We start from the raw sequence: 24,909 nt of genomic DNA, 5'->3' as shown, positions 1-24,909 counted from the left end.
TCGTTGACGAGCATGAAGCCTATACGTCCACGCCGGGCACGAAAAGGGCGCCGCGCGATGAACGTGCGGCGCCCCCTTCGTTTCGATCGGATGCGGCTTACTTGATCTTGACCGGCACGAAGCCGCTCTGTCCGCGCGCGCGGTTGACCATCAGCAGCACCTGCGGCCGCCCGGCTGCCTTCGCCGCCTGCACGCCACGCGCCAGATCGGCGGGGGCGCGCACCGGCGTGCCGTTGATCGCGGAGATCACATCGCCACGACGAAGCTTCTGCCCGGCATCGCTCGCCGGATCGACCTGGCTCACGACCACGCCCTGCACCGTCGAATCGACGCCCACCTGGCGCGCGATCGCCGGAGTCAGCGTTTGCACGGTAAGGCCGATCGCGTTGCTCGGCGTGGTTGCCTGATCGCCACCCTGATCGCCATCGTCGTCGGCGGAGAAATCGTCGCCATTGCCGGCGGTGGCGGCGAGCTGATCCTCCGGCGGACGAGTGGTGACATTGGCGGTGATCGACATGGGCTTGCCATCACGGATGATGTCGAGCCTGGCGGTGGAGCCGGGCGCCACATTGGCGATCAGATACGACAGCGTCGTATCGGGGGTGACGGCATTGCCGTTCACCTTGGTCACCACATCGCCCGCGCGGATGCCCGCCTTCGCCGCTGGCCCGTTCGGCTCGACGCGGCCGATGATCTCGCCCGAATTCTTCGCCAAGCCGAGCGCCGCGGCGATATCGTCGGTCACCGGCTGGATGCCGACGCCGAGATAGCCGCGCTTCACCGAGCCGCCTTTCATGAGCGTATCGATGATCGGGCGCGCTTCCTCGGCCGGAATCGCGAACCCGATGCCGATATTGCCGCCCGACTGCGAGAAGATCTGCGAATTGATGCCGATCACATTGCCGTTCATGTCGAACATCGGGCCGCCGGAATTGCCCTGGTTGATCGACGCATCGGTCTGGATGAAGCGATCATTGGCGCCCCCCTGGCCGGTGACGCGATGGACGGCGGAGATGATGCCGGCTGTAACCGTGCCGCCAAGGCCGAACGGATTGCCGATCGCCAACACCCAGTCCCCGACGCGCGCATGCGCCGAATCGCCCCATTTCACATACGGTAGCGGCCCTGGCGCGGTGATCTTTAGCAGCGCGAGATCGGAGGCGGTGTCGCGCCCGATCAGCTTGGCGACATATTCCTTCCGATCGGGCAGCGTCACGCGGATCGACGTGACGACCGCTCCGCGCATCCCCGCCGCGACGACGTGATTGTTCGTGACGATATAGCCGTCGGGCGAAATGATGAAGCCGGAGCCGAGCGACTGCGCCTCGCGCGTGACCGGCGCGCCGCCACGGCCGCCGCCGTTGCCGCCGCCGAACTGGCCGAACAGGTCGCCAAAGGGCGTGCCGGCGAACGGGTTCGCGGGCTGCTGCACGGTCACTTTCTGATCGGTGGAAATGTTGACGACGGCCGGCTGGAGCTTAGCGACCATGTCGGCGAAGCTCATCGGCGCGCCGGCGCGCGGGGCACCGGCGTTGATCGTCCCGGGCTCGTTCTGCGCCACCTGTGCGGCGGTGGCGGGATGCTGCAATGCAAGCGAGGCGGCGGTGCCGCCGAGAAGGAGAGCGCCAGTAAGGGCGTAAGCGTAGCGCACGGTCTTCATGTTCCTCTCAATCACCCGGCGATAGACGGGTGCGTTTCAATGGCATTTCGCCGATGAACGACGATTGAATATGAACGATCCGAAAGCCGGGCAAATTCCCGGCCCTCACAATCATTTCCCGCGACCCTCGAATTCCTTCAGATAGGCGTTGTCTCGCGACATCAGGATCGTCGTCGAGCCTTCCGGCGGCGGCCCGCTGTCCGCGCCGAACGTGCGGCGGTAGGACTGCATCGCGCGATAGAAGTTATAGAAATCCGCATCCTTGCTGAATGCTTCGGCATAGACTTTGGCGGCCGTCGCATCCGCATCGGCGCGGACGATCTGCGCCTGCTTCTGCCCTTGCGCGCGGATCGTGTTCGCTTCCTGCTGTCGCGCGGTGCGCATCGACTGCAACGCGCTTTCCAGCGGGCTGCCTTCCGGCAGATCGGCGTGCTTGATCCGCACATCGACGATCTGCACGCCATATTGCCGCGCGTTGCGCTGCAGCGATTCCTGGATCGCGTCCATCACCTTGCTGCGCTCCGGCGTGAGCAGCGACGCGAACGGCACCTTGCCCAGTTCGTTGCGCAGCGCCGTGCCGAGCAGCGGGCGGAGCTGATCGGCGACGCGCTCCTCGGTCGCCGATGTCGAGCCGGTCGATGTCACGGCCTTGAGCGGATCGACGATGCGGAAACGGGCGAACGCATCCACGTTCAGCCGCAGCTGATCGGTCGACAGCACGAGCGTGTTGTCGAGATCGGCGTCGAGCACGCGCTTGTCCACCCACACGACCTTGTCGATGAACGGGATGCGCGCGATCAGGCCCGCCCCGGTATTGCGCCCGATCACCTGACCCGGCTGCCACTGATTGTAGGTGACGACCGGATTCTCGAAACGCAGGATCACCGCCTGTTTCGTTTCGGGAATGATGGCGAAGGTCGCGGCGGCAGCGATGACGACGGCAAGCGCGGCGAAACCGATCGCGACGGGATTGCGGGCAGGGCTCACTTCTGGCCCCCCTGCTGCGCGGCGGGCTGGGCCGGCGCATTGTCCGGCAGCTTGCGCAGCTTGTCCAGCGGCACCCATGGCGCGATGCCCGGCGTCTCGACGATGACCTTGTCGGTCTTGCCCAGCACGGCTTCCATCGTCTCGTAATACATCCGTCGGCGCGTCACCTCGGGCGCGAGCTTGTATTGTTCATAGACCTTGTCGAACTGCGCCGCCTCGCCCTGGGCATGGGCGATGACCTGCTGCGAATAGGAGCGGGCGTTGTTGAGGTTCGCGACCGCCTCCTGCTGGGCGGCGGTGACGGCGTTGAAGTCATCCACCAGGCTGGCCGGCGCGGAGGCCTGCTTGATCGAGACGCCCTGTACGCGCACCCCGGCCTGATAAGCGTCGAGGATCTGCTGCATCGCACGGGCGACGCGCGCCTCGATCGTGGTGCGGCCAGAGCCGATCGCATCGGTCATCTTGGTGGTGGCGACCACGGCCCGCATCGCGCTCTCGGCGGTGGCGCGGACGGTTTCCTCCGGATCCTTGATCTCGAACACGAAGTCGCGAGGATTCTCCACCCGCCAGCGCACCGTGTAGGCGAGATCGATGATGTTGCGGTCCTCGGTAAGCACGTTCTCGCCGCCGTCGCGCGGGAAATCGTCGTTGCGCACCTGTTCCACGTCCACCTTGTCCACCTCGACGATCGGCGCCGGCAGGGTTAGCCGGATGCCCGGCTCGAGAATGCCCGAATAACGGCCGAAATAAGTGACAACGCCGCGCTGCTGCGGCCCGATCTGATGGACCGAGGTGAAAACCACCCACAGCGCGAGGATCAGCCCCGTGCCGATCAGCCACAGGTTGCGCGCATTGACCCCCGGCGGAAGCTGCGGGCCGCTGCCGTTGCCGCCGCCGCGCGCACGCCGCAGGAATTCATCGAGCGCGGTCGGCTTGGAGGCCGCCTTGCGGCCCCCCGGCGGCACTGCCCAGGGATTGCGCGGCCCGCTCTTGCCGTCGTCGTCGCCCGGCCCCCAGGGGCTGCCGGGTGTTTCGCTCATCAGGATGGGTTGGCGCCGGAACCAGCGCGGAAAGGTCATCATGCACCCCTTATAAGAATCGAATCCGCGAAAAACAGTGCCAAGCGCGCACTTCGATCGTATCGGCGCGGTTATGGACGATAATGACGTGAAGGCGGCGGTGGCCGCGGTGGCGGGCGCCCGTGCCACGGTGAAGGTGGATGGCGCGCGCGTCGGCGTGGTGCTTGATGCGACCGGGCTTGATGCCAAAGCACGCGATGCCATGGAGGCTGCAGTGAAGATGGCGGCGACCGCGCCCGGGCGCGAGGTGCGCGTCGTCGTGACCGCGGAGCGCGTCCACCGTCGGTCGATCGCGGTGGCAAGCGGCAAGGGCGGTGTGGGCAAATCCACCGTGTCCGCCAATCTCGCGATCGCGCTTTCGGCGCTGGGGCGACGGGTCGGGCTGGTCGATGCCGATATCTATGGCCCGTCGCAGCCGCGCCTGATGGCCGTCGAGGGCACGCGGCCCGAGGCGAGGGACAAGGTGCTGCTGCCGGTTGCGACCCCATATGGCGTCCCGCTGCTGTCGATGGGGCAGCTTGTGGCGCCAGGCAAGGCGCTGGCGTGGCGCGGGCCGATGGCGGCTGGCGCGCTGGGGCAGTTGATGGACGCCGAGTGGGGCGTCGCCGATACGCTGGTGATCGATCTTCCGCCCGGCACCGGCGACGTGCAGTTGACGATGGTGCAGAAGCATCGCCCGGCCGGCGCGGTGATCGTCTGCACGCCGCAGGATCTCGCCTTGATCGATGCGATCCGGGCGATCGATCTGTTCGAGCAGACGGGCGTGCCGATCATCGGCGTGATCGAGAATATGGCCGGCTACGCCTGCCCGCATTGCGGCGAGATATCCGATCCGTTCGGCAGCGGCGGGGCGGAGGCGGCGGCGCGCGCGCGGGGAGTTCCCTTCCTCGGGCGCATTCCGCTGGACATCGCCATCCGCAGCGCCTCTGATGCGGGCGATCCGCCCGCCGCCAACCCGGCTGATCGGATCTTCCGACCTATTGCAGAACAGGTCGCGCATTGGCTGGAAACCGATGGGCGTTCCGTGAGTTAATTGCGCACCGGTCGTGCTGGCGCGCCTGACGCCGCCGGCACGAGCGGACCAGTTTTCCAGAAAGGCTCAGCCCTTGCCGCTGAACGATCCCGCCGCGATCAAGGCGCTGCTCGAAGAGACACGGACGATCGCGATGATCGGCGCGTCCGATCGCCCCGATCGCCCGTCCTATCGTGTCATGGCGCTGCTCCAGAGCCACGGCTATCGTGTGATCCCAGTCAACCCACAGATAACCGGTGAGCATATTCACGGTGAATTCGTGTTTCGCGATCTGGCGCAGATCGGCGAACCTATCGACATGGTCGATATCTTCCGCCGTTCGGACGCCGCCGGTGCGGCGGTGGACGAAGCAATCGCGGCCGGTGCGCGCTCGGTATGGATGCAATTGGGGGTGATCGACGAGGCCGCCGCCGCGCGGGCGGAGGCGGCCGGGCTAAAGGTGGTGATGAACCGCTGCCCCGCGATCGATATACCGGAGCTGGGCGTCGCGAAGATCGGCTAGTTGCGGCGAGAGGGATTCCGCTGCCTGCTGCTTGCGCATAAGAAAGCGCGAAACCGGCGAAGGAAGGAACCTGGATGATCGCGATACCGCATGATGCGCCGCCCGAGGCGCCGCGGCCGTGGTATGCGCATCTTTATCTCCAGGTGCTGATCGCGATCGCGCTGGGCGTGATGCTGGGTCATTTCTGGCCCGCGACTGGCGAGGCGATGAAGCCGATCGGCGACGGGTTCATCAAGCTCGTTAAGATGATCATCGCCCCGGTGATCTTCCTCACCATCGTTACCGGAATCGCCGGGATGCGCGATCTGCGCGCCGTGGGGCGCGTCGCGGGCAAGGCGTTCGCCTATTTCATCACGTTTTCCACCGTGGCGCTGATCGTCGGACTGATCGTCGCCAATGTCGTGCGGCCGGGCGCGGGGCTGCACATCGATCCGGCCACGCTCGATGCCGGCAAGGTCGCCGATTATGCCGCCAAGGCGCATGAGACGAGCATCACCGGCTTTCTGATGTCGATCATTCCGGAAAGCTTCCTGTCCGCGCTGACGGAGGGGAACATCCTCCAGACGCTGTTCATCGCGATCCTGTTCGGCATCGGGCTGGCGACGATCGGCGAGCGCGGCGAGCGCGTCATCGCCTTGCTGGAGGATGTGTCGGCGGCAGTGTTCCGCGTCGTCGCGATACTCATGAAAGCGGCCCCGATCGGCGCGTTCGGGGCGATGGCGTTCACCATCGGCAAGTACGGTGTCGGCACGCTCGCCAATCTCGCCGCGCTGGTCGGCACCTTCTATCTCACCGCGCTGCTATTCGTGCTTCTGGTGCTCGGCGCGGTAGCGAGGCTGTGCGGCTTCTCGATCCTGCGCCTCATCGGCTATCTGAAGGCGGAACTGCTGCTGGTGCTCGGCACTTCGTCGTCCGAAAGCGCGTTGCCGCTGCTGATCGAGAAGATGGAGCGCGCCGGCTGCCCCAAATCGGTGGTCGGGCTGGTCGTTCCGACCGGTTACAGCTTCAACCTCGACGGGACGAATATCTACATGACGCTCGCCGCGCTGTTCATCGCGCAGGCGTGTGACGTGCACCTGACGCTCGGGCACCAGTTACTGTTGCTCGGGGTGGCGATGCTATCGTCGAAGGGCGCGGCGGGGGTGACCGGCGCGGGGTTCATCACGCTTGCCGCCACGCTCTCGATCGTGCCAGCGGTTCCGGTCGCCGGCATGGCGCTGATCCTCGGCGTCGATCGCTTCATGAGCGAATGCCGCAGCCTCACCAATTTTATCGGCAACGCGGTGGCCACGGTGGTGGTGTCGCGCTGGGAGGGGAAGCTCGACCGCGACGCGCTCGATGCCGCGCTTTCGGGACGTCAGCGCGTCAGCGCGGCCAGCATCTCATAATAGCGCGACGACGGAATCGACCGCTCAAGCTGACACCCCACCCTGCCGCCTAGCGCCCAGCGCACCTCCGCCCGAACGCGCCCGACCACCGGCAGCGCGATCGCCAGCGTTGCGCCGGGCGCCAGCGGCTCGGTGCTGCGTGCCATCAGGCCCGACGGGGAGATGTTGACGATCAGCAGCGGCAACGCCGCGCCGTTATCTAGGGTCGCGCCGGCGCGATGGTAGACGCTGTCGCGCAACTCGCCGCGCGCGTCAAAACCGTTCCACACGGCATGAGATACAGACACGCGTTATCCCCTTATCCGTCACCTCAAGGGGCTACGGTCGCCGCGTGAAGCGATCGCCAACGGAAATGGTCAACACTGCATTGCCTATCGCGGGTTGCGCCACTAGCCGGCGACGAGCAGGCCGTGATGCTTCTTGCCGGCGGAGATACGGATCGGCTCGTCGCCAGGCGTGATGCTGGCGCCCTCGTCGGACACCTTCTCGCCGGAAACGCGCGCGCCGCCCTGCTTGATGAGTCGCCGCGCTTCGCCCTTCGATGCACAGAAGCCGAGCCCGACGAGCGCGTCCACGAGCGGCACCGCGCCGGATGCGGCGAAAGTTGGCAGCGCATCACCCCCCGTACCTTCCTCGAAGGTACGGCGCGCCGTTTCCGCGGATTGCTCCGCCGCCTCGCGCCCGCGGCACATCTCGGTCGCCTCATTGGCGAGCACGATCTTGGCCGCGTTGATCTCCGCCCCCTCCAGCGCCTCCAGCCGCGCGATCTCGTCCAGCGGAAGATCGGTGAACAGCCGGAGAAAGCGCCCGACATCGCGGTCGTCGGTGTTGCGCCAGAACTGCCAGTAATCGAAATGCGGCAGCTGGTCCTCGTGCAGCCACACGGCGCCGGCCATCGTCTTGCCCATCTTGCCGCCGTCGGCGGTGGTGATGAGCGGCGTCGTCACGCCGAACACTTCGGTGCCGTCCATGCGCCGCGCCAGCTCGACGCCGTTGACGATATTGCCCCACTGGTCGCTGCCGCCCATCTGGAGCCTGCATCCTTGCCGCTGCGCCAGTTCGCGGAAGTCATAGGCCTGCAGGATCATGTAATTGAATTCGAGGAAGCTCAGCGATTGCTCCCGATCGAGCCGCAGCTTCACCGAATCGAACGACAGCATCCGGTTGACCGAGAAATGCTGCCCCACTTCGCGCAGGAAGGGAATGTACTCGAGCGCGTCCAGCCACTCGGCATTGTCGAGCATGATCGCATCAGATGCGCCATCGCCGAATGTCAGGAAGCGTTCGAAGATGCGTTTGATCGAGGCGACGTTGGCCGCGATCCCCTCCTCGGCGAGCATCTTGCGCGCTTCGTCCTTGAAGCTCGGATCTCCGATCTTGCCGGTGCCCCCGCCCATCAGCACGATCGGCTTGTGCCCGGTCTGTTGCAGGCGACGCAGCAGCATGATCTGCACGAGACTGCCAACGTGCAGTGAGGGCGCGGTGGGATCGAAGCCGATATAGCCCGGCACCACCTGCTTCCGCGCCAGCGCATCGAGCGCGGCCGCGTCGGTCATCTGGTGGACATAGCCGCGCTCGGAAAGCAGGCGGAGCAGGTCGGACTTCAGCTCGGTCATAATGCGACGCGCGTTACACGCACCTCACCCGCGCGGCAATTGCGTCAGCGGATCGACCGGCCCGCGCCCGCGGCGCAGCTCGAAATGCACTTCCGGCCGATCGGCATATCCCGTCGCGCCGGAGAGTGCGACCGTCTGCCCTTTCCTCACCGCCTGCCCGCGCTGCACCAGCAGCCTGGAGGCGTGGCCGTACACGCTGGTCCACCCCTCGCCATGCTTGATGATAACCAGCCCGCCCATCGAGGTGATCGCGTCGCCGACATAGGCGACCGTGCCATCGGCCGCCGCGCGGATCGGCGTGCCGAGCGGGACGGCGATGTTGATCCCGTCGTTGCGCTCCCCGCTCGCGCCCGCGCCAAAGCGCTTCACGACCTGGCCGTCGACCGGCCAGAGGAAGCGGCCCGGGGCTGCCAGCGGGGCGGCGATGGCGGCGCTCGCGGGGAGCACGCGCCGCGGCGTGGTGGAGGGCGGGGCGGGGCGCTGATTCTCCGCGATCGCCGGTTCGCCGCCGGTGATGATATCGTCGATGTCGAGCCTGAACGCGGCGGCGCGCTCAGCGGCGCTGACCGGACGCTCGCCACCGGGTATGAGGATGCGCTGCCCGGCGCGCAGCACATAGGGCTCCGTCAGGTTGTTGGCCGCGACGATCCTAGACCATTCAATGCCATAGGCCCGCGCGATCGCGATGCCGGTCTGGCCCTGGCGTACGAGATAATAGCGGCCGGGCGGGATCGTCAGCCGTTGCCCGGTGCGGATGACATAAGGCGCGGACAGGCCATTGGCGGACGCGATCACCGGGGCGGCCGCGCCGGTGCGATCCTCGATAGCGCTGAGCGTATCGCCGGGGCGCACGACATAGGTTTGCGCCGCCACATAGCGCGCGTCGGTTTGCGCCCCGCGCGTTTCCCATGCCGGCCGCGGGGCGGGAAGCTGCTCGACCCGATCGGGCCGCGGGGCCGAACGCGGCACCGGCTGATAACGTGGCGGCGACGACGGCGGCGGCGGCGGCGCGGCGCGGCGGGGCGCGTCCACCTGCGGGATGCAGGCGCCGAGCAACAGGCAGGTCGCCAATGCGCTCAGCCGCTGCCGCATCCCGATCCTCCGTTTACAGATAGGCGTCGCCCAGCGCTTGTAGCGAGGCATCGTGCGTCAGGTCCAGATGCAGCGGCGTGACGGTGACATACCCCTCGGCCACGGCGGCAAGATCGGTGCCCGCCTCCAGCGCGTGTTCGATACGCCCGAGCGAGAGCCAGTAATAGGGAAAGCCGCGCGGATCGTCGCGCCGCTCGAACCGTGCGCGCCCGTAATCGCGCATTCCCTGCCGCACCACCCGCACGCCCTTCACCGCGTCGGCGGCGACCGGCGGGAAATTTATGTTCACCATGGTTCCCGGCACCCAGGGACGATCGAGCACGGGGCGCAGCACGCGTTCGCCCCACGCATCGGCGGCGGCGAAGGACACTTCGTCGCCCATGCCGGTATCGCCGTAACGCTGGCTCAGCGCGATCGCGGGGATGCCGGCGAGCGCCCCCTCCATCGCCGCCGCGACGGTGCCGGAATACATCACGTCCTCGGCAAGATTGGCGCCGCGATTGACGCCCGACAGGATCAGGTCCGGCCTTTCCGGCATCAGTTGCGCCAGCGCCATCATCACCGCATCGGTCGGCGTGCCCGCCACCGCGAAGCGCCGCGCATCGAACTGGCGCACGCGCAACGGGCGAGACAGGGTGAGCGAGCGACCCGCGCCCGATTGCTCCTCCGCCGGCGCCGCGATCCAGATATCGTCGGAAAGCGCCCGCGCGATCCGTTCCAGCACCTTCAGGCCCGGCGCGTGGATGCCATCGTCATTGGTGAGCAGGATGCGCATGTCAGCGCGGTTCCAGGCGGTCGATGCCGCCGAGATAGGGCTGAAGCACGTCCGGCACCGATACCGATCCATCCTCCTGCTGATAATTCTCCAGGATCGCGACGATCATCCGCCCGACGACCAGCCCCGAGCCGTTGAGCGTATGGACGAAGCGCGTCGCCTTTTCGCCCTCCGGCCGGAACCGGGCGTTCATGCGGCGCGCCTGGAAATCGGTGCACGTGGAGCAGGACGAAATCTCGCGATAGCGCCCCTGGCCCGGCAGCCACACCTCCAGATCGTATGTGCGCGCGGCGGTGAAGCCCATATCGCCGGTGCACAGCTTCATCCGGCGGAAGGGCAGGGCGAGCCGGGTCAGCACGTCCTCCGCCGCCGCTGTCATCCGCTCATGCTCGGCCTCGGACTGATCGGGGGTGACGATCGAGACCATCTCCGCCTTCTCGAACTGATGCTGGCGGATGAAGCCGCGCGTGTCGCGCCCCGCCGCGCCCGCTTCCGAACGGAAGCAGGGTGTGAGCGCGGTGAAGCGCAGCGGCAGTTCCTCCGCGGCGAGGATCTTCTCGCGCACGATATTGGTCAGGCTGACCTCGGCGGTGGGAATCAGCCAGCGGCCGTCGGTGGTCTCGAACAGATCCTCGGCGAACTTCGGGAGCTGCCCGGTGCCGAACATCGCCTCGCTTTTCACGAGCAGCGGCGGCGAGACTTCCTCATAGCCGTGCTCGCGGGTCAGCGTATCCAGCCCGAACTGGCCGAGCGCGCGCGCCAGCCGCGCCATCTGCCCGCGCACAAGCGTGAAGCGTGCGCCGGCGATCAGCGCCCCGGTCTCGAAATCCAGCCCCAGCGCCGGGCCGATCGCATCATGCTCCTTCGCCGCGAAGGCGAATTCCGGCCGCGTGCCGCGCTCGTGCACCAGCGCGTTATCGTTTTCGTCCGCGCCCTGCGGCACATCGGGTAGCGGGATATTGGGCAGAGCGGCGAGCAGATCGTCCAGCTCGCCACCCAGCCGCGCTTCCTCCGCCTCCAGTTCGGGCAGGCGTTGCTTGAGCGCGGTGACTTCGGCCATCAGCGCCGATGCGGTCGCCTCGTCCTTCGCCGCCTTGGCCGCGCCGATCGCCTTCGACGCATCGTTGCGCCGCGCCTGCCCGGTCTGAAGCTCGGTGATAAGCTCGCGGCGGCGACGATCTAGTTCGAGGATGACGGCGCTCTCGGCCCCTTTGCCGCGCTTCGCCATCGCGGCGTCGAAATCGGACGGATGCTCTCGGATCAGGCGGATATCGTGCATCCCCGCGCTATGACGGCGGCGGCGGGGGGAGGCAACCCGGGTGCGCCTCCCCGCGTTGCAGGCAGACGATATCCGCTTCACCAGCCAGGAGACCCGGCCATGCATCTTTCGCACAACGCGCTCATCCTCGTCGCCGATGGCCGCAAGATGCTGCTGCTGCGCAATGAGGGCGACGTGCCGCACCCCAATCTCGTCGTCGAACAGCATCGCGAGCAGGACAATCCGGCCGCGCACGAGCAGGGATCGGACCGCCCCGGCCGCTCGTTTTCAAGCGTCGGCTGGGGTCGCAGCGCGTATAGCGAAACCGATTATCATCAGCTCGCGGAGGATAAATTCGCTGCCGAAGCGGCGGACATGCTTCGCACCCGCGCGCTGTCTAACGATTATGAGTCGCTGATCGTCATCGCGCCGCCGCGCACGCTCGGCGAGTTGCGCAAGCATTATCACAAGGCGGTAAGCGAGCGCCTGGGGGGAGAGATCGCCAGCGATCTCACCGGGCATACGGTCGCGGATATCGAGCGCGCGATCGCGGCGGCCTGACGCCGGTCAGGCGGCTGCGGCCGCCTTGCGCGCCAGGCGACGACGCGCGACCAGCCCGGCTGCCGCGGCGCCGAACAGCAACACCATCGGCGGGGCGGGAACGGGCGTGGGATTGCCGCTGCTCGACCCGCTGCTGCCGTGATGCCCGCCGTTCGAGCTCCACCCGCCGTTGGACGACCAGCCGCCGTTCGAGCTCCACCCCTTCGAACTGGAGCCATAGGACGAGCTGGAAGTGGACGACGATGTCGACGTGCTCGACCCGTTCGAGCTGGAGCTGGTCGAGGTCGAGACGTTGCCGCTCGAGCTCGACGAGGTCGAGGTGGATGAGGACACGTTCCCGCTCGACGACGAGGAGACATTCCCGCTGGACGACGAGGATACGTTGCCGCTCGACGATGAGGTGCTGCTGACGTTCCCGCTGGAGGACGTGCTGCTCACGTTGCCGCTCGACGTGGACGAAGTGCTGCTCACCCCGCCGGTGGATGTCGACGAGGAGGATCCGCCGGTCGAGGACGAGACGTTGCCGCTCGATCCGCCCGAGGAAGTCGAGCTTGACGTGGAGCCGCCGCTCGAGCTGGTCGATCCGCCGCTGGAGCTCGACGTGGAGGAAACGACGATTCCGCTCGATCCGCCGCCGCTGCCGCCGAAGAAACCGCCGGCGAAGAAGCCGCCGCCAAATCCACCCCCGAATCCGCCACCGATGATCGCGGGCGGCGCGGACGGGCCGGTGCTGGCCAGCATTTCAGGCGCGGGCGGCAGCGGGACCGGCGGCGACTGGGTGGAGACCGTGACGACCGTGGGTTCGCAGGTGCGCGGGGCCGGGCGCAACCGGGTCCGCGCGGCGACGCGCTCGACGGGGCGCCGGACAGGCTTCTTCGCGATGCGCTTCTTGCTGAATTCGGTGCGCGGCTTGGAGCTTTCCGCCACATGCACCGCGCCCCCGCCAACTATTGCGCCACTGGCGGCTACCGCCGCGAGTTTTGCCAAGGCCATCCGCACAGACATGGTTCGTCTCTCTTGTCTCTTTCGGCGACGTACTCCCGCCGCTGTCCCATCGCGTCTCGCACTGCCGCTACCGGACAAGTGCAAAACAAAGATTTAAGCGCAATATCATTTACCACGATTACGCATGCCCCGACGCAACACTATCCAATAAAAGCAGCGTCCGGCCGCCAGCCGTTTCATTCCGAGACAGTATTTGGCCGCGCGACGGGCATCTCGCACCCTGCGGGGTTCAGCCGCGGGAAAGGCAAAGCGGCTCAAGAAGATGATCCACAGTTTCAGTTGCCGTGGTCGCTTGTTTGCTCCTCCGTGCGTGATTATAGGCGCGCTCTGACAGTGCACGGCGGCACAAATCGCCGGCACCGGCGGGGAGAAGATCGATGGCGACGGCGTACGATCGAACGGGCAAGGGCGACGATGGCCACGACGCGGCCAATGACGGCGGCGGTTACCGGCCGAGCCCCGACGAACCGTTCATGGGCGAGCGGCAGCGGGCGTATTTCCGCGCCAAGCTGCTCGACTGGAAAGAGGCGATCCTGCGGGAGGCGCAGGGCACGCTGTCGCAGCTTCAGGTCGATTCCATGCGCGAGGCCGATCTGAACGATCGCGCCTCCAGCGAAACCGACTGGTCGATCGAATTGCGCACCCGCGATCGCCAGCGCAAGCTGATCGCGAAGATCGAGGCGGCGCTGCGCCGCATCGACGACGGCGAATATGGCTATTGCGAAGTGACGGGTGAGCCGATTAGCCTGGGCCGGCTGGAGGCACGGCCGATCGCGACGATGACCGTCGAGGCGCAGGAGCGTCACGAACGGCAGGAAAAGGTCTCGCGCGAGGACTGATAACGTCAAGATCGAGGAACGGCCGATGAGGATGTTGGCAATTCGGCAAGATTTGACGGCTAATTGACGTGGTCATGAAGCATCTCGGCAAGAACGAATTTGCCGACGCGGTCTCGGCCGGCGGCGGCGATGGCGGTGAGCGCGGGCGCGCGAGCGTCCAGCTCGGTGCGAGGCTGCGCATGGGCGACGCGAAGCGCGCGATCAAGGTGAGCGTCCGCAACCTGTCTCCCGGCGGGCTGATGGCGGAACTACCCCGCCCGCTGGCGCCCGATGCCCCGGTCGAGGTGGAACTGGCCGGTATCGGCTGGGTCGCAGGGCGAGTCGCCTGGCAGACTCAGGGCCGCGCCGGTATCGCGTTCGATCGCGAGATCGACCCGGTGCTGCTCGCTACCGCGACAGACTGAGGCCGTTCACCTGACCAGACGGCAAGCCGCCGCACAGGCCGTGCGTGGCGAGCGGGCGAACCCGCGCCGGAACGCGTCGATGTAATTCGGACAACGCCAGCCGGCCCGATCCGTCCGGCGCGGCCATCAGGGCGAGGATCAGCGTTGCGCGGCCGAAGACAGTGCGGCTTTCCATGGCCGCGCGAGCCCGTGATACAGGCGTTCCTTGCAAACCAGCGCCGAAACGGCGTGCGCGATCAGCGCCGCGAAGAACAATGGCAGGATCAGCCCGCGGCTGGCGGTGGCCTCGACGATGATGATCACCGCGGTCAGCGGCGCGCGAACGACGCCGGTGAAATAGGCGACCATTCCGAGCAAGACGACAGCACCGCCCGGCTCGCCCGGGAAGAGCGGGCGGAGTAGCGCACCAAGACCGGCGCCAGTCGCAAGAGACGGTGCGAAGATGCCGCCGGGCAGGCCCGATGACGCCGTCGCCAGCGTCGTCGCGAACTTGGCCGGGCCGAACCAGTACGGCGCATTGGTTCCATCGATGATCGCGCGCGCCGCCGAATAGCCGGTGCCCCACGTCAATCCCGTCGCGACGCCCAGCAGCGCCACCAGCATGCCGCAGCCCAGCGCCCACAGGATGGGGCGGCCGCTCAGAAACGGAAGCCAGCGCGCGCGCGCGGCGCCCATGCCGAGCAGCGCGCGCGCGAACAGGCCACCTGTCAGCCCGCCGAGAATGCCCGCGACGGGCGCGATTCGCAGCACCGCGCCGGCGTTCATCGTTTCGCCTACCGCGCCGAAATAGATATAGTCGCCCGACAGACCCAGGCTGACCATGCCGGCGATCAGGATCGTCGTCATCACAAGCAGCGCGACGCGCTGTTCGTACGCGTCGGCCAGTTCCTCGATCGCGAAGGTCACGCCGGCCAGTGGCGTGTTGAAGGCGGCGGCGACGCCCGCTGCACCGCCGGCGATAATCATCGAGGCGCGCATCGGCACCCGGAATATCCGGTGGTGGAAGGCCAGAATCGCCGCCGATATCTGCACTGTCGGGCCTTCGCGCCCCACCGATCCGCCACAAAGCAGCGCGGCGATCGTGAAGACGCCCTTCATCAGCGCCGCCTTCAGCGACAGCAGCAATTTCTCGGCACGCGACGGATCGTGCGCCGCCGCGATGACCTGCGGTATTCCGGACCCGGCGGTTTCCGGCGCGAAACGCCGCGTGGTCCACGCGATGCCCGCAAAGCCGAGCGGGGTGAGGATCAGGGGCGCCCACCAGTACGCATGGGTGAGGGCGAGGAAGGTGCCGTTCGCCGCGTCCGCCAGCCTGGCGAACAGCAGCGCGGCCAGCCCGATCGAGATCGCGCCGGTGCCCATCGCGATGCGGCGGCGGCCCCGCGCCGATGCCGGGCCGTAGCGCCGCACCAGTATCCACCAGCGTCTGTTGACCGATGCGTTCATCGCCGAGCACCTAAGCGCCCGCCCATGCGAGTGCCACCCTGTTTGTCGGCAACGCCCGCGCAACCCCCGGCTCGCCGGCGCCTCGCGCGATTGGATTGGAGCATCGCGCGGCGATGCGCTAGACAGGGGTGGAGGAGAAAATCGATGGTCAATGTGACGCCGGCCGATCTTCACCACCTCGTCGTTCTGGCGCATCCCGCCGAGGCAAGCTTCAACCACGCGGTCGCCGCCGCTTATGCCGATGCCGTGCGCGAATGCGGCCAGTCCGTCACCATCCGCGATCTTTATCGAACCGGCTTCGATCCGCTGCTTCGCGCGGAAGAACGCCCCGAGGCCGCGGACTTTCACCTCTCGCCGGACGTGCGGCAGGAACTGGCGCTGGTGGGCGACGCGGGCGCCATCACGCTCGTCTATCCGATCTGGTTCGGGATGCCGCCGGCGATCATCGTCGGCTATATCGATCGCGTGCTGGGCGCCGGGCTCACCGCCACCGCGATCCGGCACGACCGCCCGAGCGAGACACTGCAGAACAAACAGTTCGTGCTGCTCACCACCTCCGGCGCGACGCTGCCGTGGCTGGCGGAGCGCGGGCAATGGGAGGGGATGCGCGAGGCATTCGACACCTATCTCGAAACGATCTTCTCGTTCGAAACCGTGGAGCACGAGCATCTCGATTCGATCGTCGCACCGCTTTCGCCGGACTATGCGGGCCAATGCCTCGAGCGGGTTGCCGAGCGCGCGAGGCTGACCTGCAGCGTGATGCTCAGCAAGGCGCACGAGCGACAGAAAACCGAAAAGCTGGCGCGACTGAGCGGCGAGTGAATCCGCGGCCGGCATGATCTTGCACGCCGCTCGGGCCGCTCCACGCAAATCGCGGGGAGATCTGCGGCGGAGCGTGCCAGTACCGTCGCCAGACCCGCCATTGAACCTTGCAGGCGTAATGTATAGACATAACGGCGGGTAAGGGATGGCGTGATGCGGCAGACGGAAACGGTCCTTCATTTCGCGCGCGCGCTGCTGCCGGCCGGCTGGGCGCGCGATGTGCGCGTCGCGATCGCGAACGGAACGCTGGCGGCGATCGATGTGGGCGTGGCGCCACGCGCCGGCGATTCCCGCAATGCGATCGCGCTGCCGGGCATGCCGAACCTCCACAGCCACGCGTTTCAGCGCGGCATGGCGGGACTGGCGGAGTCGCGCGGCGAGAGCGCCGACAGCTTCTGGACGTGGCGCGCCGTGATGTATCGGTTCGCGGACCGGCTGACGCCGGACCAACTCGCGGCGATCGCGGCGATGGCCTATGTCGAGATGCTGGAGACCGGCTTCACCCGGGTCGGCGAATTTCACTACCTTCATCATGATCCGGCGGGCGCGCCCTATGCGAATCGGGCGGCGATGGCGGAAGCGATCGTCGCGGCGGCGGCGGAAACCGGCATCGGGCTGACCCTGCTGCCCGTATTCTACGCGCACGGCGGCTTCGGCGGGGCGGCGCCGATCGAGGGGCAGCGCCGTTTTCTGCACGACATCGACGGCTACGCGCGATTGCTGGACGAGAGCCGTTCCGCCGCGCGGCCGTTGTCAGACGCGCGTGTCGGCATCGCTCCGCACAGCCTGCGCGCAGTGACGCCCGAGCAACTCGCGCTGCTCGAGCGTCTCGCCGGGGACGCGCCGATCCACATCCACATCGCCGAGCAGGTCCGCGAGGTGGAAGACTGCCTCGCATGGAGCGGCGCGACGCCGGTGCAATGGCTGCTGGGCAATGCGCCCGTCGATGATCGCTGGTGCCTCGTCCATGCCACGCACATGACCGAAGCCGAGACACTGGCGCTGGCGCGCAGCGGCGCGGTGGCCGGACTGTGCCCGATCACCGAGGCCAATCTGGGCGACGGGATCTTTCCGGCCGCCGAATATCTGGCCGCCGGCGGCCGGATCGGCATCGGCTCGGATTCGAACGTGCTGATCGATATGACGGAGGAGGTGCGCGTCCTCGAATATGGTCAGCGGCTGACGCGGCGGCTGCGCAACGCGCTGGCCAGCGACCGCACGCGATCGACCGGGCGCGCCCTGTTGGCGTCGGCGCTGGCGGGAGGTGCACAGGCGCTCGGCGCATCGGCGGCGCTGGCGCCGGGCAATGCCGCAGACATCGTATCGCTCGATGCAGCGCATCCGGCGTTGCTCGCCCGCGACGATGATGCGTTGCTCGATTCGCTGATCTTCGCGGCAGGCCGCGGCGCGATCGACGGCGTGTGGCGGCGCGGCGAGCAATTGGTATCCGGAGGCCGGCATCGCGCCCGCGCTGGTGTGGAAGCCGGCTTTCGGGAGGTGCTGGAAGCGATCCTCGCCAACAGCTGAGGGCGATGCCGCGCGCCAGGGATGGGATCGCCTGCCGATCGCGCGCCCGGCCAGACGGGGAGGCCGGGGGACGGCCCGCGCCCACAGGTTGCGTCAGGGGAGTCGGCCGCCGCCACGGAAATTCCGCCGGGTAGCGCCCGGCAATGGTACGGGTGGTCGGACTCGAACCGACAAGTTGTTGCCAACGGCGGATTTTGAGTCCGCTGCGTCTACCAATTCCGCCACACCCGCGTGCCGATTGGCGCTTAAATGGCCAAAAGGATCGACTTCGCCGAGCCTATAGGCGAGCCGTGGCGGGAATTCCAGCCACGAACCGCATGTCGAAAACCGATTGGCGCGCAGGCGCCTGCCGATCCGCGCGCATGATGCGGTTCCGGCGCTGGCAGACCGCCAAAAGTCGAGATTATCACGGCTTTTACCGTTGGGCGGCTAGCGATGGCTGCGAACGGGAGTGAAGATCGATGGCAATTCAGGGGGAAGTGCGCAGCGGCCATGCGCGGGCGGCGTTGATCGTTGCCGCATTGTTCGTCGCGGTGCGGCTTATCGTTCTGGCGCTTGGCCAACGCTTCGATGCGGACAATCTGACGAGCTGGATGCAGATCGCGGACCTTGCGCTGCTGCGGGAGCATCTGTGGCGCACGCTCTGGTATCTTCACAGCCAGCCGCCGTTGTTCAACCTGATGATCGGCCTGGCGCTTCGGGCGGGGCCGGCGGGATTTCCGTGGGTGATCGGCGTGATCTACGCGATCGTGACGCTGGGCGGGATTCTTGCGGTCCAGGCGCTCGTGCGCGATCTGACGGGCCGCCCGCGGCTCGCCTTCATCGTGGCGGCATGGCTGTGCGTGTCACCCGCCGTGCTCCTGTTTTCCCAGAAGCTTTATTATGACGGGCTGGTGCCGTGGCTGCTGTGCATGGCGCTGTGGGGAATCCATGCCGGGCTGGCGCGCCGCTCGGCAGGCTGGCTGTTCTTCGGCTTCGCGGCGCTGGCGACGACGACGTTGCTGCGTTCGATGATTCATCCGGCGCTGTTCGTCGCGGTGCTTGCGATCGCCCTGCTGGCCGGCGCGGGGCTTCGGCGGCGGGTGGCGCTGGCGGCGGCATTGCCCGCGATGGCGATCGGCGCGGTGATGCTGAAGAACGTCGTGGTTTTCGGCTCCACGGCGCTCAGCAGCTGGGCGCCGCTCAACGTCGATCACACCACGGTCGATCGCCTTCCGCTCGCCACGCGCGTGGCGATGATCCGGGACGGGCGGCTGTCGCGCTTCGCCGTGGTGCAGGGCTTCTCGCCGCCGCCGGTGTATCTCGCGATGCTGCCGCCGATCCCGCCGACTGGCGAGCCAAGCCTCGACAACCTGCGCAAATCGACCGGTGAGGATAACTGGAACCACATCCTGTACACGAAAATCGGTGCCGCGCGCACACGTGACGCGATGGTGGGGCTGGCGGCCGACCCGGGCGGTTTCGCCGGGGTGCTCGCGACCTCGCTCTACCATTTCAACCGACCGCCGAGCGAGTTCAAGGGCCTGGAGCGGAACCGTGCGGTGATCGCGCCATGGGAGCGTGCCGCCAACGCGATCGTCGGGCTTCAGCCGGCGGCGTGGCTTGGCCGGACCGACGATCCGGCGCGCACTGCGGCGCCGCTGATGCAGATATCGTTGACCGCGCTCGCCGGGTTGCTGCTGTTCGTCGCGTTCGGCGTTTCCGTCTGCGTGCGGCTGATCGCGCTGCTGCGCGCCCGCGCCTTAGCAAACATGGCGCCCGCGCTGGCGATCGAGGCGGTTCTCCTGCTGCTGGGCGGGTGGGTGATCGCGATCTCCAGTTCGTTCGACGTGTGGGAGAATAATCGCGCGCGTTTCGACATCGGGCCGGTGCTGACGATCGGGGCCGTGATCTGCGCCGTGCGGCTGTACGACCGCTGGCGCGCGCGCCGGCAGACCGGGCAATCGTCTTAACCCAGGTTATATCGCCTGCGTTCCAATCCCCGCTTTCTTGCCATAAGCGGCGATTTCTCTATGCCGCACGTTGCATGCCGATGGCTCTTCGGCGCAGAACGCCCGGATGCAGATGACGAACGCGACCCAGCGGCCAACGCCGGTTTCGAAATCCGGCCTGGACGCCCGCACTGCGCTGGGGCTCGCGGTGATGATCCTGTTCTTCATCGCCACCGGCGCCATCGCCTTCTTCAACGTGCGGGGACTTTCAGACGATGCGGTGCAGCTTCAGAAGTCGCATACGATCATCCGCTCGATCGACGATCTGCTTTCCGTCGTGCAGGATGCCGAAACGGGGCAGCGCGGTTATCTGTTGACCGGCAACGAACGCTATCTGGAACCCTATCGCGACGCGGTCGCGGGGCTGGACGGCCGCATCGACCACATCGCCTCACTCACCGCAGGCAACCCCATCGAAACGGCGCGGCTGGTGGCCCTGCGGCGCCATATCCGCAGCAAATTCGCCGAGCTGAAAGAGACGATCGACGTTCGCCGCACGCAGGGCGCCGCGCCGGCTATCGCGATCGTCAACAGCGATCGCGGCAAGGCGGAGATGGATGCGATCCGCGAGCAGCTCGAGGTGATGCTGCAGGAAGAAACGCGGCTGCGGCGCGAAGGCGTCGTGGCGATGGACGCGGCGTATCAGGTGGCACGGCTCAGCATCCTCATTACCTGTATCGTCGGGGTGGCGCTGACGCTGTTCATCGGGGTTCTGATCCGCCGCGCCGCACTGGCGCGGGCGCGGCGGGATTGGCTCCAGTCCGGGCAGGTGGGACTGGCGTCGGCCGTGATCGGCGATCTCGGCACCGCGCAGATCGGCGACAATATCCTGGCATTTCTGGTGCGCTTCCTGGATGCGCAGGCGGGCGCGGTGTTTATCGGCGACGGCAGCAATTATCGCCGCGTCTCGACCTATGGCGTGCCGCCCGACGCCACGATCGTCGAAGCGTTTTCACGCGGCGAAGGATTGCTCGGACAGGTCGCGGTGGATGGCGCGTCGGTGGTGATCGGCGATGTGCCGGATGGTTATCTGACGATCGGCTCGGCGCTGGGGCGCGATCGCCCGCGTCATCTCGCCATTGCGCCCGCGGCTGCCGATGGCCTTGTGCAGGGCGTGATCGAACTCGGCTTCCTGCGCCCGATCGACGATCGCACGCTGGAACTGCTTGGCGAAGTGGCGGGGCCGCTGGGCGTCGCCCTGCGCTCTGCCCGGTATCGCGCGGAATTGCAGAACCTGCTGGAGGAAACGCAGCGCCAGTCCGAGGAAATGCAGGTCCAGAGCGAGGAACTGCGCGTTTCGAACGAGGAACTGGAAGAGCAGGGGCGCGCGCTGCGCGAATCGCAGACGCGACTGGAGCAGCAACAGGCGGAACTTGAGCAGACCAACGTCCAGCTCGAGGAACAGGCGCAGCGGCTTGAGGTGCAGCGCGACAAGCTCGCGCTTTCCAATGCCGCAGTGGAGCTGAAGGCGCGCGAACTGGAACAGGCCAGCCAGTACAAGTCCGATTTCCTCGCCAACATGTCGCACGAACTGCGCACGCCGCTCAATTCGTTGCTGATCCTCTCCAAGCTGCTCGGCGACAACCCTGACGACAATCTCTCCGACGAGCAGGTGAATTACGCCCGCACGATCCATTCGTCGGGGAATGATCTGCTCGGCCTCATCAACGACATCCTCGATCTGTCGAAGATCGAGGCGGGGCATGTTCAGGTGCAGCCGGAAACGGTGGAAATGGAACGGCTGGCGAAAGACCTGCGTGCGTTGTTCCAGCCGGTCGCCGACGAGAAGGGACTGGCGCTCGATATCGTCATCGCGCCGGATTGCCCGCCGACGATCGATACCGATCGGCAGCGGCTGGAGCAGATCCTGAAGAACCTGCTCTCCAATGCGTTCAAGTTCACCGAGACCGGCAGCGTGCGGGTGTCGATCGATCGCGTCGCGGATGATCGGATCGCGCTCGCCGTCACCGATACCGGCATCGGCATCACCGCGGAGCATCAGCGCAGCATCTTCGAGGCGTTCCAGCAGGCCGATGGCACGATCAGCCGGAAATACGGCGGCACCGGCCTTGGCCTTTCGATCTCGCGTGAGCTGGCGCGGCTGCTCGGGGGCGCTATCACACTGACCAGCGCGGAGGGCGAGGGCAGCACCTTCACCGTCACGATCCCGTCCACCTATGATCCCGCGCACGTCGCGCCGCGCGAGCCCGCGGCGCCTGTTGCCGCACCGGCCGCCCCGGCTCGCGTTGACACGTCGTCACTACCGCGCGTCGCCGTGCGCCCGCGACGCATCGAGGACGATCGCGATCAGCTGGCCGACGCGCGCCGCATCCTGCTGGTTGTGGAAGACGATACCACATTCGCCGGGATCGTCCGCGATCTATCGCGCGAGATGGGCTTCCAGACGCTCGTCGCCGGCACTGCGGAAGAGGCGCTCGCGCTGGCACGGAGCCACCGGCCAAGCGCGGTCGTCCTCGACGTGGGGCTGCCCGATCAGTCCGGCCTGGCGGTGCTTGACCGGCTGAAGCGGGACGTGGCGACGCGGCATATCCCGGTTCACGTGGTATCCGGCAGCGATCATACGCAGACCGCGCTGTCGCTCGGTGCGATCGGCTATCTCAAGAAGCCGGTGAAGCGCGAGGATCTGGCCGGGGTGCTGGAATCGCTGGCCTCCACGCTGACCCGCACCGTGCGGCGCGTGCTGATCGTCGAGGACGACGCGCGCCAGCGAGATGCGGTGGCAAAGCTCCTGTCGTCGGGCGAGGTGGAGACAGTCGGCGCGGGCACGGCGGCAGAATGCCTGGAGCGGCTGGAGCAGCAGACGTTCGATTGCATGGTGCTCGATCTGTCGCTGCCCGACGCGACCGGCTTCTCGCTGCTGGAGACGCTGAGCGCGGATGGCACGCACGCCTTCCCGCCGGTGATCGTCTATACCGGGCGCGATCTTTCGCCTGACGAGGAGCAGCGCCTGCGCCGCTATTCGGATTCGATCATTATCAAGGGCGCGCGTTCCCCCGAGCGGCTGCTCGACGAAGTTTCGCTGTTCCTTCATCAGGTGGTCAACGACCTGCCGCTCGAACAGCAGAAAATGATCCAGAAGGCGCGCAGCCGCGACGCCATTCTGGAAGGGCGCCGTATCCTCATCGTCGAGGATGACGTGCGCAACGTCTATTCGCTGACCAACATCCTCGAACCGCGCGGCGCGCGGGTGGAGATCGCGCGCAACGGGCAGGAGGCGCTCGACGCGCTCGAAAAGGCATCCGCCGACCCGGCCGCGGCGATCGATCTGGTGCTGATGGACGTGATGATGCCGGTGATGGACGGCCTAACCGCGACGCGCGCGATCCGCGACGACGAGCGCTGGCGCAAGCTGCCGATCATCACCCTCACCGCCAAGGCGATGCCCGACGATCAGGAACGCTGCATCGAGGCGGGCGCGAACGATTACATGGCCAAGCCGCTGGACGTGGACAAGCTGCTCTCGCTCGTCCGCGTCTGGATGCCGCGCTAGGCCGCCGCCGATGCGCGACGAGATCGAGGATATCGAGATCGAGCTGCTGCTCGATGCGCTGTTCCGGCGATATCATTATGATTTTCGCAACTACGCGCGCGCATCGGTCAAGCGGCGGCTGCGGCAGGCGCGCGAGCAGCTCGGCTTCCGCAATTTCTCCGCCATGCAGGAGGCGCTGCTTCACGAGCCGGCGATGCTGACGACGCTGCTCGGTTATCTCACGGTGCAGGTGAGCGAGATGTTTCGCGATCCGCTCTATTTCCGTGCGCTCCGCGAAAAGGTGGTGCCGCACCTGCGCACCTATCCCTCGCTGCGGATCTGGATTGCGGGGTGCAGCAGCGGCGAGGAGCTTTATTCCTTCGTGATCCTGTTCCGCGAGGAGGGGCTTGAGGAACGAACGCTGTTCTACGCAACCGACATCAACCCGGAGGCGCTGAAGATCGCATCGAGCGGCATCTATTCCCTGGACCGGATCAAGGCGTTCACCGAAAACCATCAGAAATCCGGCGGAAAGACCTCGCTCTCCGATTATTACAGCACGGCCTATGGCGCGGCGGCGTTCGACAAGACGCTGCGCGATCGCGTCGTATTCTCCGACCACAGCCTCGTCACCGATGCGGTATTCGCGGAGATGCACCTGATCTCCTGCCGCAACGTGCTGATCTATTTCGATCGCCCGCTGCAGAACCGCGCGATCGGGCTGTTCCGCGAGTCCCTGGCACGCAACGGCTTTCTCGGGCTGGGCGCGAAGGAGAGCCTGCGTTTCTCCGAGCACGCGGGCTCTTTCACCGATTTCGTGCGCGACGAGAAAATCTACCAGAGACGCGAGCCGTGAGCGCCGCACGGATCGAGGCGGTGGTGATCGGCGCTTCCGCCGGCGCGGTGGAGGCGCTGTCCGCGATCCTGCCGCGTCTGCCGGTCGATTATCCACTCGCGGTGATCGTGGTGGTGCATGTGCCCTCGGACCGGCGCAATGTTCTCGCGGCGTTGTTCCGATCGAAATGCCGCATCGACGTGTGCGAGGCGGAGGACAAGGAGCCGGTCGCGGCGGGCAAGGTCTATTTCGCGCCGCCCGACTATCACCTGCTGGTGGAGGGCGATCGCACGCTGTCGTTGTCGGCCGACGATCCGGTGCTCTATTCCCGGCCCTCGATCGATGTGCTGTTCGAAAGCGCCGCGGACGCTTATGGTCCCGCGCTGGCTGGCGTGGTGCTTACCGGCGCCAATCAGGATGGCGCGCGCGGATTGGCGGCGGTGGCCGAGGCCGGCGGCATCGTGATGGTGGAGGATCCGGCGACCGCCACCGCATCAACAATGCCGGCGGCGGCGCTGCACGAATGCCCCGCCGCACGGCCATTGTCTCTCGACGCGATCGCGTCCTGTTTGCTTGATTTCGGAGGAATTTAAGAGGCT

22 protein-coding genes and 1 tRNA gene are annotated in these 24,909 nt (G+C 66.9%); 13 read left to right on the top strand and 10 right to left on the bottom strand.

Annotated features, from left to right (window positions below; translation table 11 throughout):
• Nucleotides 1-97: 97 nt before the first annotated feature.
• The 3 genes from FFS35_RS09550 to FFS35_RS09540 form a co-directional block, all read right to left on the bottom strand.
• Nucleotides 98-1,651 (bottom strand): Do family serine endopeptidase, encoded by a 1,554-nt coding sequence (locus FFS35_RS09550; protein WP_137786872.1) that lies wholly within the window; start codon nt 1,649-1,651, stop codon nt 98-100.
• A gap of 120 nt (nt 1,652-1,771) precedes the next feature.
• Nucleotides 1,772-2,647 carry a protease modulator HflC gene (locus tag FFS35_RS09545; protein WP_249341547.1) on the bottom strand — a complete coding sequence of 292 codons (876 nt, stop codon included), beginning with the start codon at nt 2,645-2,647 and terminating at the stop codon, nt 1,772-1,774.
• Nucleotides 2,644-3,729, bottom strand: coding sequence for a protease modulator HflK (locus FFS35_RS09540; RefSeq protein ID WP_137786854.1), 1,086 nt, complete (start codon nt 3,727-3,729; stop codon nt 2,644-2,646). Before FFS35_RS09540 ends, FFS35_RS09545 begins: the two co-directional genes overlap by 4 nt.
• 70 nt (nt 3,730-3,799) lie before the next feature.
• Between FFS35_RS09540 and FFS35_RS09535 the strand changes: the two genes are divergently transcribed.
• The 3 genes from FFS35_RS09535 (at nt 3,800) to FFS35_RS09525 (ending at nt 6,649) form a co-directional block, all read left to right on the top strand.
• Nucleotides 3,800-4,759: an Mrp/NBP35 family ATP-binding protein gene (locus FFS35_RS09535; protein ID WP_137786853.1), complete on the top strand. Its 960-nt coding sequence runs from the start codon at nt 3,800-3,802 to the stop codon at nt 4,757-4,759.
• A gap of 73 nt (nt 4,760-4,832) precedes the next feature.
• A complete protein-coding gene (locus tag FFS35_RS09530) occupies nt 4,833-5,261 on the top strand; it encodes a CoA-binding protein (RefSeq protein ID WP_137786852.1) in 429 nt (142 codons plus the stop codon).
• A gap of 74 nt (nt 5,262-5,335) precedes the next feature.
• Nucleotides 5,336-6,649 (top strand): dicarboxylate/amino acid:cation symporter, encoded by a 1,314-nt coding sequence (locus tag FFS35_RS09525; protein WP_137786851.1) that lies wholly within the window; start codon nt 5,336-5,338, stop codon nt 6,647-6,649.
• Here FFS35_RS09525 and FFS35_RS09520 read toward each other — a convergent pair.
• The 5 genes from FFS35_RS09520 to serS all read right to left on the bottom strand — a co-directional run bounded on the left by FFS35_RS09520 (nt 6,619) and on the right by serS (nt 11,411).
• Nucleotides 6,619-6,936: a PilZ domain-containing protein gene (locus FFS35_RS09520; RefSeq protein ID WP_249341546.1), complete on the bottom strand. Its 318-nt coding sequence runs from the start codon at nt 6,934-6,936 to the stop codon at nt 6,619-6,621. The two genes, FFS35_RS09525 and FFS35_RS09520, sit on opposite strands and share 31 nt — an antisense overlap.
• A 102-nt stretch (nt 6,937-7,038) precedes the next feature.
• Entirely contained in the window at nt 7,039-8,265 is a 1,227-nt protein-coding gene (tyrS, locus tag FFS35_RS09515) for a tyrosine--tRNA ligase (protein WP_137786850.1), read from the bottom strand.
• Nucleotides 8,266-8,289: 24 nt separating this feature from the next.
• Nucleotides 8,290-9,357, bottom strand: a complete 1,068-nt coding sequence (locus tag FFS35_RS09510; protein WP_171007580.1) for a M23 family metallopeptidase — start codon at nt 9,355-9,357, stop codon at nt 8,290-8,292.
• A gap of 13 nt (nt 9,358-9,370) precedes the next feature.
• On the bottom strand, nt 9,371-10,132 hold the full coding sequence (surE, locus tag FFS35_RS09505) for a 5'/3'-nucleotidase SurE (RefSeq protein ID WP_137786848.1): 762 nt from the start codon (nt 10,130-10,132) through the stop codon (nt 9,371-9,373).
• Between the two features lies 1 nt (nt 10,133).
• Complete coding sequence (serS, locus tag FFS35_RS09500; protein ID WP_137786847.1) at nt 10,134-11,411, bottom strand: serine--tRNA ligase; 1,278 nt, start codon at nt 11,409-11,411, stop codon at nt 10,134-10,136.
• Between the two features lie 99 nt (nt 11,412-11,510).
• Between serS and FFS35_RS09495 the strand changes: the two genes are divergently transcribed.
• The 4 genes from FFS35_RS09495 (at nt 11,511) to FFS35_RS09480 (ending at nt 14,199) form a co-directional block, all read left to right on the top strand.
• Nucleotides 11,511-11,951: a host attachment family protein gene (locus FFS35_RS09495; RefSeq protein WP_137786846.1), complete on the top strand. Its 441-nt coding sequence runs from the start codon at nt 11,511-11,513 to the stop codon at nt 11,949-11,951.
• 232 nt (nt 11,952-12,183) lie between these two features.
• Complete coding sequence (locus FFS35_RS09490; RefSeq protein ID WP_212742189.1) at nt 12,184-13,053, top strand: hypothetical protein; 870 nt, start codon at nt 12,184-12,186, stop codon at nt 13,051-13,053.
• A 376-nt stretch (nt 13,054-13,429) separates the two neighbouring features.
• Nucleotides 13,430-13,795, top strand: a complete 366-nt coding sequence (dksA, locus tag FFS35_RS09485; protein WP_249341554.1) for an RNA polymerase-binding protein DksA — start codon at nt 13,430-13,432, stop codon at nt 13,793-13,795.
• A gap of 74 nt (nt 13,796-13,869) precedes the next feature.
• A complete protein-coding gene (locus FFS35_RS09480) occupies nt 13,870-14,199 on the top strand; it encodes a PilZ domain-containing protein (protein ID WP_137786844.1) in 330 nt (109 codons plus the stop codon).
• A 138-nt stretch (nt 14,200-14,337) separates the two neighbouring features.
• Here FFS35_RS09480 and FFS35_RS09475 read toward each other — a convergent pair whose 3' ends face one another.
• Nucleotides 14,338-15,645, bottom strand: coding sequence for a chloride channel protein (locus FFS35_RS09475; RefSeq protein ID WP_137786843.1), 1,308 nt, complete (start codon nt 15,643-15,645; stop codon nt 14,338-14,340).
• A 144-nt stretch (nt 15,646-15,789) separates the two neighbouring features.
• On the opposite strand from FFS35_RS09475, the gene FFS35_RS09470 reads away from it, so the two are divergent.
• Nucleotides 15,790-16,467: an NAD(P)H-dependent oxidoreductase gene (locus FFS35_RS09470; RefSeq protein WP_171007579.1), complete on the top strand. Its 678-nt coding sequence runs from the start codon at nt 15,790-15,792 to the stop codon at nt 16,465-16,467.
• A gap of 153 nt (nt 16,468-16,620) precedes the next feature.
• Nucleotides 16,621-17,994, top strand: coding sequence for a formimidoylglutamate deiminase (locus FFS35_RS09465; protein WP_137786841.1), 1,374 nt, complete (start codon nt 16,621-16,623; stop codon nt 17,992-17,994).
• A 144-nt stretch (nt 17,995-18,138) separates the two neighbouring features.
• Here the strand turns inward: FFS35_RS09465 and FFS35_RS09460 are convergent.
• A tRNA-Leu gene (locus FFS35_RS09460) sits at nt 18,139-18,225 on the bottom strand.
• Between the two features lie 230 nt (nt 18,226-18,455).
• Here FFS35_RS09460 and FFS35_RS09455 point away from each other — a divergent pair.
• The 4 genes from FFS35_RS09455 (at nt 18,456) to FFS35_RS09440 (ending at nt 24,903) form a co-directional block, all read left to right on the top strand.
• Nucleotides 18,456-19,946, top strand: coding sequence for a hypothetical protein (locus FFS35_RS09455; protein WP_137786840.1), 1,491 nt, complete (start codon nt 18,456-18,458; stop codon nt 19,944-19,946).
• Nucleotides 19,947-20,052: 106 nt separating this feature from the next.
• A complete protein-coding gene (locus FFS35_RS09450; protein ID WP_137786839.1) occupies nt 20,053-23,496 on the top strand; it encodes a response regulator in 3,444 nt (1,147 codons plus the stop codon).
• A gap of 10 nt (nt 23,497-23,506) precedes the next feature.
• Nucleotides 23,507-24,331: a CheR family methyltransferase gene (locus FFS35_RS09445; protein WP_137786838.1), complete on the top strand. Its 825-nt coding sequence runs from the start codon at nt 23,507-23,509 to the stop codon at nt 24,329-24,331.
• Nucleotides 24,328-24,903, top strand: coding sequence for a chemotaxis protein CheB (locus FFS35_RS09440; protein ID WP_137786837.1), 576 nt, complete (start codon nt 24,328-24,330; stop codon nt 24,901-24,903). The genes FFS35_RS09445 and FFS35_RS09440 overlap by 4 nt, the downstream gene beginning before the upstream one ends.
• The last annotated feature ends 6 nt before the right edge of the window (nt 24,904-24,909 follow it).

The organism is Sphingomonas sp. 3P27F8 (assembly GCF_005502745.1).
In the GTDB taxonomy this organism is placed as follows: domain Bacteria; phylum Pseudomonadota; class Alphaproteobacteria; order Sphingomonadales; family Sphingomonadaceae; genus Sphingomonas.
This window is presented reverse-complemented; position numbering and strand designations above follow the sequence as displayed.